The 17,235-nt window shown below is 72.5% G+C and carries 16 protein-coding genes; 1 reads left to right on the top strand and 15 read right to left on the bottom strand.

Annotation, left to right across the window (positions count from 1 at the left end; genetic code table 11):
- Window positions 1-185 precede the first annotated feature (185 nt).
- Window positions 186-1,874, top strand: coding sequence for an ABC1 kinase family protein (locus EFL26_RS23345; RefSeq protein ID WP_246000358.1), 1,689 nt, complete (start codon window positions 186-188; stop codon window positions 1,872-1,874).
- 2 nt (window positions 1,875-1,876) lie between these two features.
- On the opposite strand, the gene EFL26_RS23340 is transcribed toward EFL26_RS23345, so the two are convergent.
- The 15 genes from EFL26_RS23340 to EFL26_RS23275 all read right to left on the bottom strand — a co-directional run bounded on the left by EFL26_RS23340 (window position 1,877) and on the right by EFL26_RS23275 (window position 17,235).
- A complete protein-coding gene (locus EFL26_RS23340; RefSeq protein ID WP_123225325.1) occupies window positions 1,877-2,944 on the bottom strand; it encodes a prephenate dehydrogenase in 1,068 nt (355 codons plus the stop codon).
- Window positions 2,937-3,320 carry a chorismate mutase gene (aroH, locus tag EFL26_RS23335; RefSeq protein WP_123225324.1) on the bottom strand — a complete coding sequence of 128 codons (384 nt, stop codon included), beginning with the start codon at window positions 3,318-3,320 and terminating at the stop codon, window positions 2,937-2,939. Before aroH ends, EFL26_RS23340 begins: the two co-directional genes overlap by 8 nt.
- Before the next feature lie 43 nt (window positions 3,321-3,363).
- Window positions 3,364-4,104, bottom strand: a complete 741-nt coding sequence (locus EFL26_RS23330; RefSeq protein ID WP_123225323.1) for a pseudouridine synthase — start codon at window positions 4,102-4,104, stop codon at window positions 3,364-3,366.
- The gene (scpB, locus tag EFL26_RS23325; RefSeq protein WP_123225322.1) at window positions 4,094-4,873 is read right to left on the bottom strand and encodes an SMC-Scp complex subunit ScpB; all 780 of its coding nucleotides are present in this window, start codon (window positions 4,871-4,873) and stop codon (window positions 4,094-4,096) included. Before scpB ends, EFL26_RS23330 begins: the two co-directional genes overlap by 11 nt.
- The gene (locus EFL26_RS23320) at window positions 4,870-5,766 is read right to left on the bottom strand and encodes a segregation and condensation protein A (protein ID WP_123225321.1); all 897 of its coding nucleotides are present in this window, start codon (window positions 5,764-5,766) and stop codon (window positions 4,870-4,872) included. The genes scpB and EFL26_RS23320 overlap by 4 nt, the downstream gene beginning before the upstream one ends.
- Window positions 5,767-5,791: 25 nt before the next feature.
- On the bottom strand, window positions 5,792-6,172 hold the full coding sequence (locus EFL26_RS23315; RefSeq protein WP_123225320.1) for a hypothetical protein: 381 nt from the start codon (window positions 6,170-6,172) through the stop codon (window positions 5,792-5,794).
- A complete protein-coding gene (locus tag EFL26_RS23310) occupies window positions 6,157-7,068 on the bottom strand; it encodes a ParA family protein (protein WP_425464129.1) in 912 nt (303 codons plus the stop codon). The genes EFL26_RS23315 and EFL26_RS23310 overlap by 16 nt, the downstream gene beginning before the upstream one ends.
- A 448-nt stretch (window positions 7,069-7,516) precedes the next feature.
- Complete coding sequence (locus tag EFL26_RS23305; protein WP_123225422.1) at window positions 7,517-8,503, bottom strand: site-specific tyrosine recombinase XerD; 987 nt, start codon at window positions 8,501-8,503, stop codon at window positions 7,517-7,519.
- A gap of 53 nt (window positions 8,504-8,556) precedes the next feature.
- Window positions 8,557-9,687, bottom strand: coding sequence for an alanine dehydrogenase (ald, locus tag EFL26_RS23300; protein ID WP_123225319.1), 1,131 nt, complete (start codon window positions 9,685-9,687; stop codon window positions 8,557-8,559).
- A gap of 123 nt (window positions 9,688-9,810) precedes the next feature.
- Window positions 9,811-10,416 carry an NUDIX domain-containing protein gene (locus EFL26_RS23295; protein ID WP_123225318.1) on the bottom strand — a complete coding sequence of 202 codons (606 nt, stop codon included), beginning with the start codon at window positions 10,414-10,416 and terminating at the stop codon, window positions 9,811-9,813.
- Window positions 10,409-12,100, bottom strand: coding sequence for a CTP synthase (locus tag EFL26_RS23290; protein WP_123225317.1), 1,692 nt, complete (start codon window positions 12,098-12,100; stop codon window positions 10,409-10,411). The genes EFL26_RS23295 and EFL26_RS23290 overlap by 8 nt, the downstream gene beginning before the upstream one ends.
- A 136-nt stretch (window positions 12,101-12,236) precedes the next feature.
- Entirely contained in the window at window positions 12,237-13,184 is a 948-nt protein-coding gene (locus tag EFL26_RS23285) for a copper transporter (protein WP_183408348.1), read from the bottom strand.
- Window positions 13,181-14,338 (bottom strand): putative cytokinetic ring protein SteA, encoded by a 1,158-nt coding sequence (steA, locus tag EFL26_RS24425; protein WP_183408347.1) that lies wholly within the window; start codon window positions 14,336-14,338, stop codon window positions 13,181-13,183. The genes EFL26_RS23285 and steA overlap by 4 nt, the downstream gene beginning before the upstream one ends.
- Window positions 14,339-14,521: 183 nt before the next feature.
- Window positions 14,522-16,249, bottom strand: coding sequence for a DNA repair protein RecN (recN, locus tag EFL26_RS23280; RefSeq protein WP_123225315.1), 1,728 nt, complete (start codon window positions 16,247-16,249; stop codon window positions 14,522-14,524).
- Window positions 16,246-17,235 (bottom strand): NAD kinase, encoded by a 990-nt coding sequence (locus tag EFL26_RS23275; RefSeq protein WP_221177124.1) that lies wholly within the window; start codon window positions 17,233-17,235, stop codon window positions 16,246-16,248. The genes recN and EFL26_RS23275 overlap by 4 nt, the downstream gene beginning before the upstream one ends.

The raw sequence follows: 17,235 nt of genomic DNA, 5'->3' as shown, positions 1-17,235 counted from the left end.
GTTCGGCTCCCGCTCCTTGTTGCCCGTCCCGTGCCTGCCAGGCGCACTCCGCGCCGGAGAGCAGCCTACCGGTGCAACGGCCGCAACCCCGCTTCGCTCCGGTCGCGAGGAGACCCCCGTCACGTCCGCCGCGCGGGCGGCCGGCGGTCGAGCATGGGCAGAGGTGGATGGGGCACCGTCCCGGGGTGGACTCCCCCGGCTCGTCGACCGCCCGCTACGCCTCGCTCGCCCGACTGCTGCTGCGGTACGGTCGCTCGGACCTCGTCCGCGGCGCCGGCCTCGACGCCCGCGGCACCGGCGTCGGAGACGACGCGTCCCAGGACGACCCCGTCACCGCGGAGGCGTTCGCGGCCGACCTCGAGCGGATGGGTCCGACGTACACCAAGCTCGGGCAGCTGCTCTCGACCCGGTTCGACCTGCTCCCGGCCCCGTACACCGAGGCCCTGAGCCGGCTCCAGGACGAGGTCGAGCCGTTCGGCTACGAGCAGGTCGAGGAGATCATCGCGGCCGAGCTCGGTGCCGACGTGCGCCATCTCTTCGAGCACCTCGACCCCGAGCCGCTCGCCGCCGCCTCGCTCGGGCAGGTGCACCGCGCCCGCATGGTCGGTGGCCGCGAAGTCGTGGTCAAGGTGCAGCGCCCGGACGCCCGGGAGATCGTCCGGGGCGACATGGAGACCCTGCGCAAGCTCGCCGGGCTCGCCGACCGGGGCACGTCCGCGGGGCGCAAGTACGGGTTCGCCGACCTGCTCGACCAGTTCGAGCACTCGTTGACCGCCGAGCTCGACTACGAGCGCGAGGCCCGCAACCTGGTCCGCTTCGGCGAGCTCACCCGCCGCTACGACCGGCTGCTGGTGCCGCAGCCGGTCGACGACCTGACCACGTCGCGGGTCCTCACCATGGACTACGTCGAAGGGCGCAAGGTCACCGACGTCGGCCCCCTCGGGCTGACCGACGTCGACACCGGCCCGATCGTCGAGCAGCTGTTCCGCGCCTACCTGCAGAGCATCCTGCGCGAGGGCTTCCTCCACGCCGACCCTCACCCGGGCAACCTGTTGCTCACCCCGGACGGTCGGCTCGGCATCATCGACCTCGGCATGGTGGCCCACGTGCCGCCACGGATCCAGGGACGCGTGGTCCGGCTCCTGGCGGCGATCAGCGACGACAACGGTGAGCAGGCAGCCCGGGTCCTCGCCGAGATGGGGCAGCCGCTGGAGGAGTACGACGCCGCCGCCTTCCGCGAGGACGTCACCCGGCTCGTCTCCGAGGCCGTCGCGCAGGGTCCCGCGCTCCAGGCCGGCTCGGTGCTGGTCGAGCTCAGCCGGATCTCCGGCGCGCACGGCCTGCGCCCACCCCCCGAGATGTCGATGATCGGCAAGGCGCTGCTCAACCTCGACCAGTCGATCCTGCACCTCGACCCCGATTTCGCCCCCGCCGAGCAGATCCGCGACAACGTCGGCGAGATCCTGCGCGCCGGCCTGAGGACGTCCACCGGGGATCTCGTCGCCGCCGCCCTCGACACCAAGGAGTTCACCTCCCAGCTGCCCCGCCGCGCCAACCGGATCCTGGAGTCCCTCGCCGACGGCACCCTGCAGGTCAAGGTCGACGCCCTGGACGAGGAGCGCCTCCACACGGTGCTGCAGCGGGTCGCCAACCGGCTCACCCTGGGTCTGGTGATCGCGGCGACGATCATCGGGGCCGCGATGCTGATCCAGGTGCCGACCCGGCACCGGTTCCTCGGCTACCCGGTGATCGCGATGGTGCTCTTCGCCGTCGCCGTGCTCGGCGGAGGGGCTCTGGCTGTGTGGATCGTGGTGACCGACCGGAAGGTGGCCAGCACCGAGCGACGTACGCCGCCCCCGGACGCGGGCGCCTGACCCTAGCGGTGGGTGGTCCAGCCCCGCTCGCCGAGCGCGGCGCGCAAGCGCTCCGCGGCGCCGGACTCCACGACCAGCTCGACCAGACCCGCGGGACGTGCCGGGTCGTGGTCGATGTGCAGGTCCTCGACGTTGACGCCGATCTCGCCGATGTCGGTGAAGAGCCGGGCGAGCTCGCCGGGGTGGTCGGGCACCAGCACGTAGACCGCGCCCGTCTCCAGGCTCGGGCCTCCGTGCTTGCCGGGGATCACCTGGGTGCCGGCCACGCCGCGGTTGAGGATCTCGACCAGGGTGTCGGCCGACGGCTCGTCCACGGCGTGGATGAGCTCGTCGAGCTGGCGGCGCACGTCGCGCAGCAGGTCGCCGACGGTCGTGCGGTTCGCCCGGATGATCTGCCCGTACAGATGCGGGTCTCCGCCGGCGACGCGGGTCACGTCGCGCACGCCCTGCCCGGACAGCGTGAGGTGCTCGGGGACGGCGTCGGTCAGCTGGGCGGCCGCGAGCACGGCCAGCAGGTGCGGCAGGTGGGAGGTGCGCGCCACGGCCAGGTCGTGCTCGACCGGCGAGAGCCGCACCGGCGTGGCACCGCAGCTGCGGACCAGGGCCTCGACCAGCGCGACCGCGGCCGGGTCGGCGTGCACGTGCGGCGTGACCGCCCAGGGCCGTCCCTCGAACAGCGCCGCACTCGCCGCCAGCGGCCCCGACCGCTCGCTACCGGCCATCGGGTGGCTGCCGACGTACCGTGCGAGCGCGGACTCGGGTGCCTGGTCGCTGACCTGGTCCAGCGGCAGCGCCTTGACGCTGCCGATGTCGGTCACCACCGCGCCGGTCTCGAGGGCGTCGAGCACGACCTCGGCGATGGTCAGCGGCGGCACCGCGACGACGACCAGCTGCGGCACGCCGCCGCTCGGCGGGTGCTCGCCGGCACCGAGGCTCACCGCGGTGCGCAGGTGCTCGGGGTTCGCGTCGCTCAGCCACACCGGTACGCCGGCCGCCCGCAGCGCGAGTCCGATCGAGGTGCCGAGGAGGCCGGTCCCGATGATCTGGACGGGTCCGGTGAGCTCATTCATCGGGCACCGACCGCACGCGAGTCAGGTCCGTGCGCAGCGCAGCGGCCCCGTGGAGGTAGACGTGGGTGATGTCCGCCCTCGGCAGGTCGGTCTCCACGTGCGCGAGCATCCGCACGACGCGGGGCATCGAGCCCTCGATCTCCAGCTCGCGGGCGCACAGCAGCGGCACCTCGCCGAACCCCAGCTGCCGGGCGGCGTACGCCGGGAACTCCGCCACCAGGTCGGAGGTCGCCGTGAAGACCACGGAGATGAAGTCGTCGACCTCGAGCCGGTTGACCGTCATCACCTCGGTCACCATCTCGGCCACCCGGTCGAGCATCTGGTCCCGGGTGTCGGTCACCAGCTGCGTGGCTCCGCGAACGGCGCGAACGGGCACGAGCTGCTCCTCGGGACGGCGGAAGTTCTGGGACCTTCCGAGCCTACAAGTCGGCGCTGTCGAGCAGCGATCCGACCTCGTCACCGGTGAGCTCGCGGATCGACCCCGCCTTCAGGGTGCCGATCCGCACCGGCCCGATCGCCGTGCGGGTGAGCCGCTTCACCGGGTGGCCGACGTGGTCGAGCAGCCGGCGGACGATCCGGTTGCGGCCCTCGTGGATCACCAGCTCGACGATCCCGCGGTCGGCGGTGCTGGAGACGACCCGCGCCCGGCGCACCTCGACCGGACCGTCGTCCAGGGTCACCCCGGCGAGCAGCGTGCGGACCACGGCCTTGTCGACCCGCCCGGCGACCTCGGCGACGTACGTCTTCTCCACCTCGTACGACGGGTGCGCGAGCCGTTGCGCGAAGTCCCCGTCGTTCGTGAGCAGGATCAGTCCCTCGGTGTCGGTGTCCAGCCGCCCCACGTGGAAGAGCCGCTCGGGCCGATCGGCGACGTAGTCGGTCAGCGTCGGCCGTCCCTCGGGGTCGGACATCGTGGAGACCACGCCACGCGGCTTGTTCAGCACCAGGTACACGTGCGAGCTCACCGGCGGCAGCCGCTTCCCGGACACGCGGATCACGGCCGTCGTCGGGTCGACCTTCGTGCCGAGGCGGGTGACCACCTCGCCGTCGACCTCGACCTCGCCGGCGAGCATGAGCTCCTCGCACTTGCGCCGGCTCGCGATCCCGGACTGGGCCAGCAGCTTCTGCAGCCGGATCAGGCCCTCGTCGTCAGTCTCCATCGGTCCCGAGCGCCGGGCCTGCCTCGGAGACGGGGACCTCGTCGGCGACCGCAGCGACCTCCGCGACCGGCGACGACATGCCCGCGACGGCCTCCTCGAGGTCGGAGTCGTCCATGTCGGGGACGAACGGCGCGAGCTCGGGGAGCTGGTCGAGCGAGGTGATCCCGATCCGCTCCAGGAAGTAGTTGGTCGTCCGGTAGAGGTGCGCCCCGGTCTCCGCGTCGGCACCCGCCTCCTCGACGAGTCCGCGGGTCAGGAGGGTCCGCATCACCCCGTCGACGTTGACCCCGCGGATCGCCGACACCCGGCTCCGGCTGACCGGTTGCTTGTAGGCAACCACCGCCAGCGTCTCGAGCGCCGCCTGGGTGAGCCGCGCCTGCTGGCCCTCGAGCACGAACCGCTCCACCACCGGCGCGAACTCCTCGCGCGTGTAGTAGCGCCAGCCACCGGCCACGTTGCGCAGCTCGAAGCCGCGGCCCGACTCGTCGTACTCGGCGGCGAGAGCTGCCAGGGCCTCGGCCACCTCCCGCACCGGGTAGCCGACCGCCGTGGCCAGGCTGACCTGGTCGAGCGGCTGGTCGGCCACCATCAGCACCGCCTCGAGCGCCGGGCGCAGGTCGGCCAGCGGGATCGCCAGGGTCTCCCCCTCGCTCTCCGTGACGCTCTCGGACTCCACGACGTTCTCGGGTTCGGCGTCGGGCACGGGGTCGGGCGCGGGGTCGGGCGCGGCGTCCGCCACCGGTGCCTGCACGTCGGTGGTCTCGCTCATTCCTGGTCACTCCCTGCGTCGTCGTCGGCGCTCGAACCCTGCTCGATCGGCAGCGGCGTCCCGTCGAACTCGTCGGTGATCTCGATCTCGTCCTCCTCGCCGCCGGTCCAGCGGATGGTCAGCTCGCCGAGCGGGCTGACCTGGTCGAAGGCGACCACACCCTCGCGGAACAGCTCGAGCAGCGCCAGGAACCGGGCGACCCGGGTCATCACGTCGGGTGCGTCGCCGGCAAGCTTGCGGAAGGTCAGGGTGCCCTGCACCTTCAGCCGCTCGACCACGACGTGGGCCTGCTCCCGCACGCTCACCGTCGGCGCGTGGATGTGGGCCAGCGAGAGCTCGGGCTCGGCCTTGGGCTCCAGCGCCTTGGCGGCGAGCCCGGCGAACTCCTCGAGACCGAGCCCGATCAGCACCTCGGGCAGGAGGTTCGCGAACCGCTCGTCGAGGCCGACCGACCGTGGGAACCGCAGCGCCTCCCCCGCCATCCGGTGCTCCAGCACCGAGGCGACCTGCTTGAACGCCTTGTACTGCAGGAGTCGGGCGAACAGCAGGTCCCGGGCCTCCAGGAGGGCGAGGTCGTCCTCGTCCTCGACGTCGCCGGCCGGCAGCAGCCGCGCGGCCTTGAGGTCCAGCAAGGTGGAGGCAACCAGCAGGAACGACGTGGTCTGCTCGAGGTCCCAGCCCTCGGACTCCGCCGATCGTGCCTGCCGGAACCTGATGTGCGCGATGAACTCGTCGGTCACCTGGGACAGCGCCACCTCGGTGACGTCCATCTTGTGCTTGCTGATCAGGCTCAGCAGCAGGTCGAACGGTCCCTCGAAGTTGTCCAGGCGTACGGCGAAGGCGCCGGTCGTGCTCGCCTCCGCCGACTCGAGCTCGCTGGTCGGCGCCGTCATCGGAGCGGGGTCATCGCGCGCCGGCTCATCCGAGCAACCGGCGGATCAGCTCGCTGTCGTCGCCGTTCTCCTCGAGGTCGGCGAGCACGATCGCCAGCGCCTCGCGCACCAGGCGACCGCGGTCGACGGCCAGGCCGTGGTCGCGCCGCAGCGTGAGCCGCGTGTGCTCGATGTCGAGCAGCTCGTTGGCGGTCACGTAGACCGTCATCTTCTCGTCGTGGCGCACGCGCCCGCTGGAGCGACGACCCTGGGGCTGCTCCTCGGCAGGCTCGGGCACGGCCGCCACCGGGCGACGGCGCGGACCGCCGGCGGCCGGTGCGTCCTCGGCCTCGACCCGGTCGCCGTCCGGCGGAGCAGTCGGCCGGAACAGGTCGTCGGCGTTGGGGAGGCTCACTCGTCGAGACACCGAGCGAGCACCTCCTTGGCCAGCTGGCGGTAGGACTCGGCACCGGCCGAGGCGCTGGCGTAGCTCGTGATCGGCTCGCCGGCGACGGTGGAGTCGGAGAACTTGACCGTGCGGCGAATGACGGTGTGGAAGACCGTGTCACCCCAGGCCTCGACGAGCCGCTCCATCACCTCACGACCGTGCAGGGTGCGGCCGTCGTACATCGTGCCGAGGACGCCGTCGATCTTGAGCTTCGGGTTGAGCCGCTCACGGACCTTGTCGATCGTGGTCTTGAGCAGCGCCACGCCACGGAGCGCGAAGTACTCGCACTCCAGCGGCACGATCACGCCGTCGGAGGCGGTCAGCGCGTTGACGGTCAGCAGGCCGAGCGACGGCTGGCAGTCGATCAGGATCACGTCGTACTTCTCGATCGCCGGCGCGAGCACGCGGGTCAGCGTCTGCTCGCGGGCGACCTCGTGGACCAGCTGCACCTCGGCGGCGGAGAGGTCGATGTTCGAGGGCAGCAGGTCCATGCCTGCGACGACGGTCGGCACGATCACGTCGTCGACGGTGATGTCGCGCTGCATCAGCAGGTTGTAGATGGTGAGGTCCATCTGGTGGGGGTTGAGCCCCAGCCCGACGGACAGCGACCCCTGCGGGTCGAAGTCGACCAGGAGCACCTTGCGACCGAACTCGGCCAGCGCTGCGCCGAGGTTGATCGTGGTCGTGGTCTTGCCGACCCCGCCCTTCTGGTTGCACATCGAGACGATCCGGGCGTGGCCGTGGGTGGTCAACGGGGTCGGCTCGGGCAGGACGGGCATCGGACGCCCGGTCGGCCCGAGGACGACCTCGGTCTCCTCGGCGGTGGTCACGGTGGCGGTCTCCTGGCTCAGGTCGGCGTGCTCGGTCTCCTCCAGTGTGACCGCAGCGTCGGCCGAATTCCGGGAGGCGGGGTGCGCGATCACGGTCGCGTCGCCGGCCACCGTACCGGTCGGGTTGACGACCCTCGGCGGCATCTCCGAGGCGGTGGTACCACTCGGACCGAACGACTCCGGACCGCTCATCGGCGTGCTCCCCTGGTTGACTGCCTGTGTTGACTGCCTGCGTTGCCTGGTCGTCTCGTCCGGCACGTGCGTGGCTGGTTTCGTCCCCGCTGGCTGCGGTTTGTCGACTTGCCGCCATGTCGGTCGTGGGCGCGACTCTATGCACGTGGTCTGGCACCCACAAGTCGAACGCAGACTTCGATGGATCCCCGGTGAAATCTGGGGAAACCGTGTGCACGACCTCGCGCTCCGCTGCACAGGCAGGGGGCCGCCTGTGCAAAACCCTGTGCGTTCGAGGGGCCTCTCGAGGTGACTCCGAGACTCAGGCGAGCGCGCGCGGATGGGCGGCGGCATACACCTCGCGCAGGGTGTCGACCGTGACCAGCGTGTAGACCTGGGTCGTGGTCACGGAGGCGTGGCCGAGGAGCTCCTGGACCACGCGGACGTCGGCCCCGCCCTCGAGCAGGTGCGTGGCGAAGGAGTGCCGCATCGTGTGCGGGGAGACGTCGCTGGTGACCCCGGCGCGCTCCGCGGACCGCACGATCACGGTCCAGGCGCTCTGCCGGGAGAGCCGGCCGCCGCGGGCGTTCAGGAACAGCGCGCCCGCGCGCTCGGTGGGCGCGGCCTTCGCGGTGGTTGAGCCCGCCTTCGCGGTGGTTGAGCCTGCCTTCGCGGTGGTTGAGCCTGCCGAAACCAGCTCGGGCCGCGCCCGCACCAGGTACGCCGACAGCGCTTCGCGCGCGTAGCTGCCCAGCGGCACGACCCGCTCCTTGCTGCCCTTGCCGCGCAGCAGCACGGTGCCGCCCGAGCCGTCCGGGTCGCCCAGGTCCACGTCGTCCACGTCGAGCCCGACGGCCTCGGAGATCCGCGCCCCCGTGCCGTAGAGCACCTCGAGCAGAGCCCGGTCGCGCAGCGCCAGCACCGTGCCGGGCGCGCCGGCTGCGTCGAGGATCGCCTCGACGTCCGGCAACGGCAGCGCCTTGGGCAGTCGCTTCGCGGGTGACGGCGGCCTGACCCCGACGGACGGGTCGATCCGCGCCAGGCCGTCCTTGACCGCGAACCGGTGGAAACCACGCACGGCCACCACGGTCCGCCCGGCCGAGGCCGCGCTCAGGGGCGGGTGGTCGCGATCGCCCTCGCGCAGCGCCATGAGGAAACCGACGACGGTCGCCTCCGTCACCGCGTCGAGGTCCCCGATCCCGAGGCCGTCGAGATGCTCGGCGTACCGGCGCAGGTCACGCCGGTAGGACTTGAGCGTGTTGTCGGCCAGGCCGCGCTCGACGGCGAGGTGGTCGAGGTAGGTGCGGATCGCCCGTACCAGCGCACTGGGCGCGGTCCGGGCGCCGGCCTCGCTCTGCTGGGTCAGGACCGCGTCCCCACGCCGAGGACGTCGTCGAGCGACGACGACGGCAGCTCGTGCGCCTCGGCGACCGGGGCGTTGGTCAGCACGCCGGCGTGCGCGTTGAGCCCGAGCGCGAGCGAGTGGTCGTCGCGGCAGGCCTTCTCCCAGCCCTTGTCGGCCAGCGCCATCAGGTAGGGCAGGGTCGCGTTGGTCAGCGCGTAGGTCGAGGTGTTCGGCACCGCACCGGGCATGTTCGCCACGCAGTAGAACGTGGAGTTGTGCACGGTGTAGGTCGGGTCGGCGTGCGTGGTCGGGCGGGTGTCCTCGAAGCAGCCACCCTGGTCGACGGCGATGTCGACGAGCACCGAGCCCGGCTTCATCTCCGCGACCAGGTCGTTGGTGACCAGCTTCGGGGCCTTCGCGCCCGGGATCAGCACGGCCCCGATCACGAGGTCGGCCTCGAGCACCTGCTGGCGGATCGCCAGCTTCGACGACGCGAGCCCGTGGACGCGGTTGTTGTAGCGCCAGAACGACATCCGCAGCTTGTCCAGGTCGGTGTCGAGCAGGGTGACGTCGGCACCCATGCCGAGGGCGATGTTCGCAGCGTTCTGGCCCGCCACGCCGGCGCCGATCACGACGACCTTGGCGTTGGCGACGCCGCCGACGCCGCCCAGGAGGACCCCGCGGCCGCCCTGCGCCTTCATCAGCGAGTGGGCGCCGACCTGGGGCGCCAGGCAGCCGGCGACCTCCGACATCGGGTAGAGCAGCGGCAGTCCGCCCGACGGCAGCTGGACGGTCTCGTACGCGATCGCGGTGACCTTGCGGCTGACCAGCTCGTCGGTCAGCGGCCGGTCGGCGGCCAGGTGGAGGTAGGTGAACAGCACCAGGCCCTCGCGCAGCCGGTGATACTCCTCGGCCACGGGCTCCTTGACCTTGAGCACGGTCTCGGCGTTGCCCCAGACCTCGTCGGCCGAGTCGAGCAGCTTCGCCCCGGCGGCTTCGTACTCGTGGTCGGGGATCGACGACCCCAGCCCGGCTCCGCGCTCGACGAACACCTCGTGCCCGTGCTCGACCAGCTCGTGCACGCCGATCGGCGTGATCGCGACCCGGTACTCGTGGTTCTTGACTTCCTTCGGTACGCCGACCCTCACCGCGGATCCTCCCAGTCACCGGTCGGCACGACCGTGTGCCGACTCCTCCGCGAGTGTATTCCCGGCGTATCCCGCCGATGTGACCTGCCCCACCTTCGCGCGGCGGCCGCCCTCAGTGCCGCCTCAGAGCCGCCCGCGACCCCGCAGCACCTCGTAGGCGAGCACAGCGGTGGCCACCGGGGCGTCCGCGACCCGGCCGTCGAGGACGGCGTCGAGCAGCTCGGCGAAGGGCACCCGCTCGACCGTCATGTCCGCCTCCTCGTGGTGGAGGTCGAAGTCGCGGTCGACGTCCTCGAGCCCGCGCGCGAGGTAGAGGGCGTGGGTCTCGGCGGTGATGCCCGGTGACGCGTAGGTGGTCATCAGGTGCGTCCACTCGCGGGCTCGCACGCCGACCTCCTCGCGCAGCTCCCGGGCCGCGGCGACGAGCGGGTCCTCCCCCTCCATGTCCAGCTTGCCCGCGGGCAGCTCGACCAGCCGCATCTGCACCGGGTGGCGGTACTGGCGGACCACGACCACCCGTTCGTCGTCGTCGATCGCCAGCACGATGGCCGCGCCGGGGTCCTCGACCACCAGGCGCCGGAACTGCTCGTCGGGGTGCTCGGGCCGGTGCATCGTGTCCGCGCGGAAGGCGACCACCCATTCGTCGCGGTGCAGGTCCTGGGAGTCGACGACGGGCCAGCTCTGCGGCTCGTCGGCGAGGGAACGGTCGGGCGGGACGCCCTCACTCATCGTCGGTGGCCGGCCGCCGCAGCGAGGACTCGTCGATCGGGATCAGCAGCTCGCGCTGGCGCTCGAGCGCGGCGCCGACCAGCCCGGCGAACAGCGGGTGCGGCCGGGTCGGACGCGACCGCAGCTCGGGGTGCGCCTGGGTCGCGACGTAGTACGGGTGCACGTCGGTGGGCAGCTCGACGTACTCGACGAGATTGTTGTCCGGAGAGGTCCCGGAGAACACCAGCCCGGCCGACTCCAGCTGCTCGCGGTAGCCGTTGTTGACCTCGTAGCGGTGGCGGTGGCGCTCCTCGACGCGGTCCGAGCCGTACGCCGCCCGCACCACCGACCCTTCCTTGAGCAGCGCCGGGTACATGCCCAGGCGCATGGTGCCGCCGAGGTCGCCGCCGCCGTCGACGTACTGGTGCTGCTCAGCCATGGTCGCGATCACCGGCTCGGGGCAGTCCGGGTCGAACTCGGTCGACGCGGCCTTCTCGAGGCCTGCAACCGAGCGGGCGTACTCGATCACCATGCACTGCAGGCCGAGGCACAGGCCGAGCGTCGGGATGCGGTGGGTGCGCGCGTAGGTGAGCGCACCGAGCTTGCCCTCGATCCCCCGGATGCCGAACCCGCCCGGCACGCAGACGGCGTCGACGTCGGCGAGGTGCTTGGCCGCCCCCTCGGGGGTCTGGCAGTCGTCGGAGGCGATCCACTCGACCTTCACGCGGGCGCGGTGCGCGAACCCGCCGGCCCGCAGCGCCTCGACCACCGACAGGTAGGCGTCGGGCAGGTCGATGTACTTGCCGACGAGCGCGACGGTCACCTCCTCGTCGGGGTGGTGCACCCGCTGGAGCAGGTCGTCCCAGGCGGTCCAGTCGACGTCGTGGAAGGGAAGGTTCAGCCGACGCACCAGGTAGGCGTCCAGGCCCTCGCGGTGGAGCACCTTGGGGATGTCGTAGATCGAGGGCGCGTCGGCCGCGGTCACCACGGCCTCCTCGTCCACGTCGCACATCAGCGAGATCTTCCGCTTCACCGACGCCGGGATCTCCCGGTCGGCGCGGCACACGATCGCGTCGGGCTGGATGCCGATCGAGCGCAGCGCTGCGACGGAGTGCTGCGTCGGCTTGGTCTTGAGCTCACCGGAGGGCCCGATCCACGGCACCAGCGAGACGTGCAGGAAGAAGCAGTTGTCGCGACCCAGGTCGTGGCGGACCTGCCGGGCGGCCTCGAGGAACGGCAGCGACTCGATGTCGCCCACGGTGCCGCCGACCTCGGTGATCACCACGTCGACGTCGGGTCCGCCCATCGCGCGGATCCGGTCCTTGATCTCGTTGGTGATGTGCGGGATCACCTGCACGGTGTCACCGAGGTAGTCGCCGCGGCGCTCCTTGGCGATCACCGTCGAGTAGACCTGGCCGGTCGTGACGTTCGCGATCTGGTTGAGGTCGGTGTCGAGGAACCGCTCGTAGTGACCGATGTCCAGGTCGGTCTCGGCGCCGTCGTTGGTGACGAACACCTCGCCGTGCTGGAACGGGTTCATCGTGCCGGGATCGACGTTGAGGTACGGGTCGAGCTTCTGCATGGTGACCCGCAGGCCGCGCGACTTCAGCAGGCTGCCGAGGCTGGAGGCGGTGAGTCCCTTGCCGAGCGAGGAGGCAACTCCGCCGGTGACGAACACGTGCTTGGTCGGCTGGCTTGATACCAAGGGAGCTCCCGTGGGTGTGGTTCGCGTGAGTGCGGATCCGGCTGACGAGGGACTCGTTCAGTACATCTCCACGGGGTTCAACCCTACCAAGAACACGGGCGGACCGTCGTACGACGCTCCAGGCGCGGGCACACGCTCAGGGCTTGGCCGGCGCCGGCGCCCCGGGGATCGGCCCGTCGGCGGCGTGCACGGCGCCGTACTGGCCGACGGTCCCGCCCGCCCGGGCGGCGAGCGCGAGCACGCCGGCGACCTGTCCGATCGCCGTCTCGCTGCTGTCGACGGTCGAGAGCACCTTGGTCGCCGCCGGGCTGCCCCGGAGGGAGCCGATCACGCCCCGCTCCCCGGCGGCACCGGTGGGGCCGACGACGACCGTCGGCAGCTCCTGACCCAGCGCCTCCAGGAGCGTGACGGGCACCGCGTTGTCGGCTGCCGCCGCGGTCGTCGGGGCCTCCGGGCCGGTGACCACCAGGGCGAGGCCGGCGCGCGCTGTGATCGCCTGGCTGGCCTTGACGAGGTTCGCGCTCTGCAGGCCCGACATGATCCCCACCGCGGTCGCGTCGTACGCCGCCTGCGCCGGCTGGCCGCTCGGACCCGTGCCGATCGCCCGGGCGAGCAGCGCGCCGAAGCGCTCGTAGCCGCTCGCGTCGGCGGGGACGGAGACATCGGGGGCCTGGGTGAGCATCTGGCTGGTGAGCGCCTCGACGAGCTGGCGGCTCGAGGCCCGGGCCATGGGCGCGGCCAGGTCGACCTGGCCGGTGATCTTGCCCTGGGCGGCCTCGACGGCGGCGCGCAGCTTCGCGACGGTGTCGGGATCGGCGCCGGGCAGGGTCACCACTGTCACCGACCGGCCGGCCAGGACGCTCTTGGTCAACGCCGGGCCGGCGGCGGCGCCGAACGCGTTCGCGAACGACACACCGGCCCCGAGGGAGGCGATCCGGTGCTGCCTCCGGGCGAGCTCGGCCTTCTGGGAGGCGAGCTCGCGGTCCCGCTGGCTGTTGCTGTGCTGCAGCGGCCCTGCGCCGAGCGCGATCCCGAGCGCGAGGAGCAGCACGCACACCGCGAGCCGGAGCAGCCCCGGCCTCACTGGCCGCCTCCGGTCAGGTCGGTGATCCGTCCGGCGACGTGGTGGTGCCACCAGTCGTTGCCGATGGGCGTCGCGGCGAGGGTGAAGCCGAGCACCGCGAGCGTCGCCAGCAGCACCACGAGCAGGTGCCAGATCCGCACCCGGCCGGTGTAGAGGAGCGGCACCGACGAGGCCTCCACCACCGAGGTCCCGAGTCGCATCCGGGTCAGGACGGTGCTCGCCTGGTCGCTGCGCTCGCGGTCGATCAGCTGCTCGAGCGTGGCCGGGTCACCGACCGGTACGACGAGCCGCGCGCCGCCGCTGTGCGCGAGCAGGAGCGCGAGGTCGGTGCTCGAGACCCCGGTCGCCACGGTGTGCGCGGGCAGGTCGAGCTTGTCCACGTGCCGGCGGACGGTCTCGGCCGCGCCGTGGAGCACGACCTCGCGCGCGCGCCGGAGCGCACGGTCCGACGGGGTGGCGTCCGCGCTGAGCACCAGCAGGTCGAGCCGTCGCCTGCGCCGTGCCAGCAGCTCGGCCCCGGCGTCGACCCCGACCAGGTACGGACGCTGCTCGCGCAGGAAGCGCCTCAACCGGCGCACGTCCGCGGCGGTGGCCTGCGGCCCGACCACGACCACCGTCCGGCGGGCCAGGTCGGCGCGCAGATCGGGCAGCCCGGTGCCGTTCAGGAGCACGCCGTGCTCCTGCCGGAGGAACTCGCTGGTCGTGTGCGCGAAGGTGTCGAGCTGGCTCGCCATCCCTGCGCGGGCGCGGTCCATGCGCTCACGGACCTGGTCCGCGGTGAGCCGACGGACCTCGAGGACCGGTGCCGTGCCGTCGTACAGCGTGTCGCCGTCCAGACGGAGGCTGGCGCCGGACTTCAGAGCGCGGACCGCGTCGGCGTCGCCCTCCAGCAGCAGGACCCCGGCGTCCAGGAGCATCGACGGGCCGAGGTTGGCGAAGCGCCCGGACACGAACTCCGAGGCGTTGAGCACGGCGAAGGGCTTGCGGTCCACCAGCAGCCGCGCCGCCGCGGCGTCGAGGTCGCGCCGGTCGATCACGACGAGGTCACCCGGCTCGACCCGGGTCAGCAGGGTGCGGAAGTCACGATGGGTGCGCACCGTCACCGTTCCCGCGGACGGCCCGTCCTCCACGTCGCGCCGGCCGGACAGCCTCACGACGCGGCCCCGCAGGACGCGGCAGACCGACCGGCGGAGCGGTCAGCCCGAGGAGGAGGGGTGGGAGCGGTCAGGACAACGTGTGGGCACAGGTACATGACCCCGGCATCGTTGCACGGCGGCGGTGGGCAGCCGCGGAGGTGGGGCTCCTCGGCGTTGCCTGCCCGACACCCCGCACGGTGCTCAGCGAGCTTCTGCCCTGGCCTCGCGGGCCACGTCGAGGAGCTCCTGGGCATGGGCCATCGCGGTCTCGGAGGCCTCCAGACCGGCGAGCATCCGGGACAGCTCGCGCACGCGGCCCTCGGCGTCGAGCACCTCCAGCCCCGAGGTGGTCACGGTGCCGTCGCTGGACTTGGCGACGACCACGTGCCGGTCGGCGAACGCCGCCACCTGCGGGAGGTGGGTCACGACCAGGACCTGCGCGCTGCGGGCGAGGGCCGCGAGCCGGCGGCCGATCTCGACGGCCGCCTTGCCGCCGACGCCGGCATCGACCTCGTCGAACACGAAGGTGGGCACCGGGCTGGTGCCGGCCAGCACCACCTCGATCGCGAGCATCACGCGCGAGAGCTCTCCCCCGGAGGCACCCTTGTGGAGCGGCCGGGCCTCGGAGCCGGTGTTCGCGGCCAGCAGGATCTCCACCTGGTCGATGCCCGAACCGGTGAACCGCCAGGTCTGGCCGTCGACCTCGAGACCGTCAGGATCAGGCGTGCGCCCGATCCGGATCTCGATGCGGGCGTGCGGCATCGCCAGGGCGGTCAGCTCGGCGCTGACCGCCTGCGCGAGCTCGGCGGCCGCCTCCTGGCGGGCCTTGGAGAGCCGGGCGGCGAGCCCGGCGAGCTCGACACGCAGGTCGGCACGCTGGGCGCGCAGCTCGTCGGCGCGACCCTCGGAGTTGTCCAGCTCGAGCAGCCGCGCGGCCGAGACCTGCGCCCAGGCCAGCACCTCGTCGATGGTCTCGCCGTACTTGCGCGTCAGGGCGGTCAGCGCCGCCCTCCGCTCGGAGACCACGGCCAGCCGGGCCGGGTCGGTCTCCAGCCCCGACGCGTACGACGCGACGTCGGCCGCCACGTCGGACAGGAGGTAGCTGATCTCGGCGACCCGGTCACCTAGCCGCCCGGCTTCCTCGTCGTGCTCGCGCACGGAGTCCAGCGCACGCCGTGCCGCCGCGACCGTGCCCAGCGCGTCGGCGGCGTCCCCGTCGGACGAGAGCGCCTCCCGCGCGACCTCCGCGGCCGCCCGCAGCGTGTCGGCGAAGCCGAGCCTGGCTTCCTCGTGCGCCAGGCTGACGTCCTCGCCCGACTGCGGGTCGACCGCCTCGATCTCGGCGAGCCCGAGCCGGAGCACGTCGGCCTCGCGGGCACGCTCCCGCGCGGCACCGACGACCTCGGCGAGCTCGCCCTCGACCTGCTTGAGCAGCGCATGCGCCTGCGCGTAGTCCTGCTTGAGCGCCGCCACGGAGGTCGCCGCGAACCCGTCGACCGCGTCGCGCTGCGCCTCCGCGCGCAGCAGCCGGTGCTGGTCGGACTGTCCGTGGACCGCGACGATGAGGTCGGCCAGCGACTGCAGCGCCGAGACCGGCACGGCCGCTCCGCCGAGGAACGCCCGCGACCTGCCCTCCGCCGACATCTGCCGAGCCAGCACCACGGTGCCGTCCTCGACCTCTCCGCCGAACTCGTCGACCTGCGCGCTCACCGCCTCGTCGACGGCCACCAGTCCCTCGACCCTCGCGGCCTTCGCGCCGCTGCGCACCGCGCCGGCGTCCGCGCGGTCGCCGAGGAGCAGCCCCAGGGCCGTCACGAGCATGGTCTTGCCGGCACCGGTCTCGCCCGTGACGACGTTCAGGCCCGGCCCGAGCTCGAGGACGGACTCCTCGATCACGCCCAGCGAGCTGATCCGGATCTCCTCGATCATGGGGCGTCCGCCTTGTGGGAAGGAGCGTGAGCCGAGGCACGCCGCCGCTCGCTCGACCCGCGCCAGCCCTCGACGGGCAGGTCGAACTTGGCGACCAGCCGGTCGGTGAAGGGTGCCTGGTGCAGGCGTACGAGGTGCAGCGGCTGTCGGCCGCGGCGCACCTCGATGCGCGCGCCGGGCGGCAGGTCGACGGTGCGGCGACCGTCGCACCAGAGCACGCCGGCCCCGACGGTCTGGGCCAGCACCTCGACCGCGAGCACGGAGTCGGGCGCGACCACCATCGGGCGCGCGTACAGGGCATGGGCGCTGATCGGCACCATCAGCAACGCGTCCACGGTGGGCCAGACGACCGGGCCGCCGGCGGAGAAGTTGTACGCCGTGGACCCGGTCGGCGTCGCGCACACGACGCCGTCGCAGCCCCACCGGCTCAACGGCCGGCCGTCGACCTCCACCACGACCTCCAGCATCCGCTGGCGGGCCGCCTTCTCGACGCTGGCCTCGTTGAGCGCCCACGTGGAGGCGACCAGCTCCTTGCCGCGGTAGACCGCCACGTCGAGCGTGAGCCGGTCCTCGCTGGTGTAGCGCCGTGCCACGATGGCGTCGATCGTCGACTCGATGTCCTCGCTCTCCGCCTCGGCGAGGAAGCCGACGTGGCCGAGGTTGACGCCGAGCAGCGGCGTGGAGGTGCCGTGGGTGAGCTCGGCCGCTCGCAGGATCGTGCCGTCGCCACCGAGGACGACGACCAGCTCGCAGTCGTCGACCGCGCTGTCCTCCGCGACCAGCTCGATGCCCTCGCCGGCCTCCACCTGGAGATCCTTCGCCTCGTCGGCGAGCACCCGGACCACGAGCCCGTGGGCGCGCAGCGCGGTGATCACCTGGCGCGCGACCGCGATCGCTCCCTCGCGACCGGTGTGGGCGAGCAGGAGGATCCGACGCACGCCGGCCTCAGCGGGAGGTCCCGCAGCGGTGTCCTGGCTCTGGCTCAC

It is taken from the genome of Nocardioides pocheonensis, assembly GCF_003725535.1.
GTDB lineage: Bacteria > Actinomycetota > Actinomycetes > Propionibacteriales > Nocardioidaceae > Marmoricola > Marmoricola pocheonensis.
This window is presented reverse-complemented; position numbering and strand designations above follow the sequence as displayed.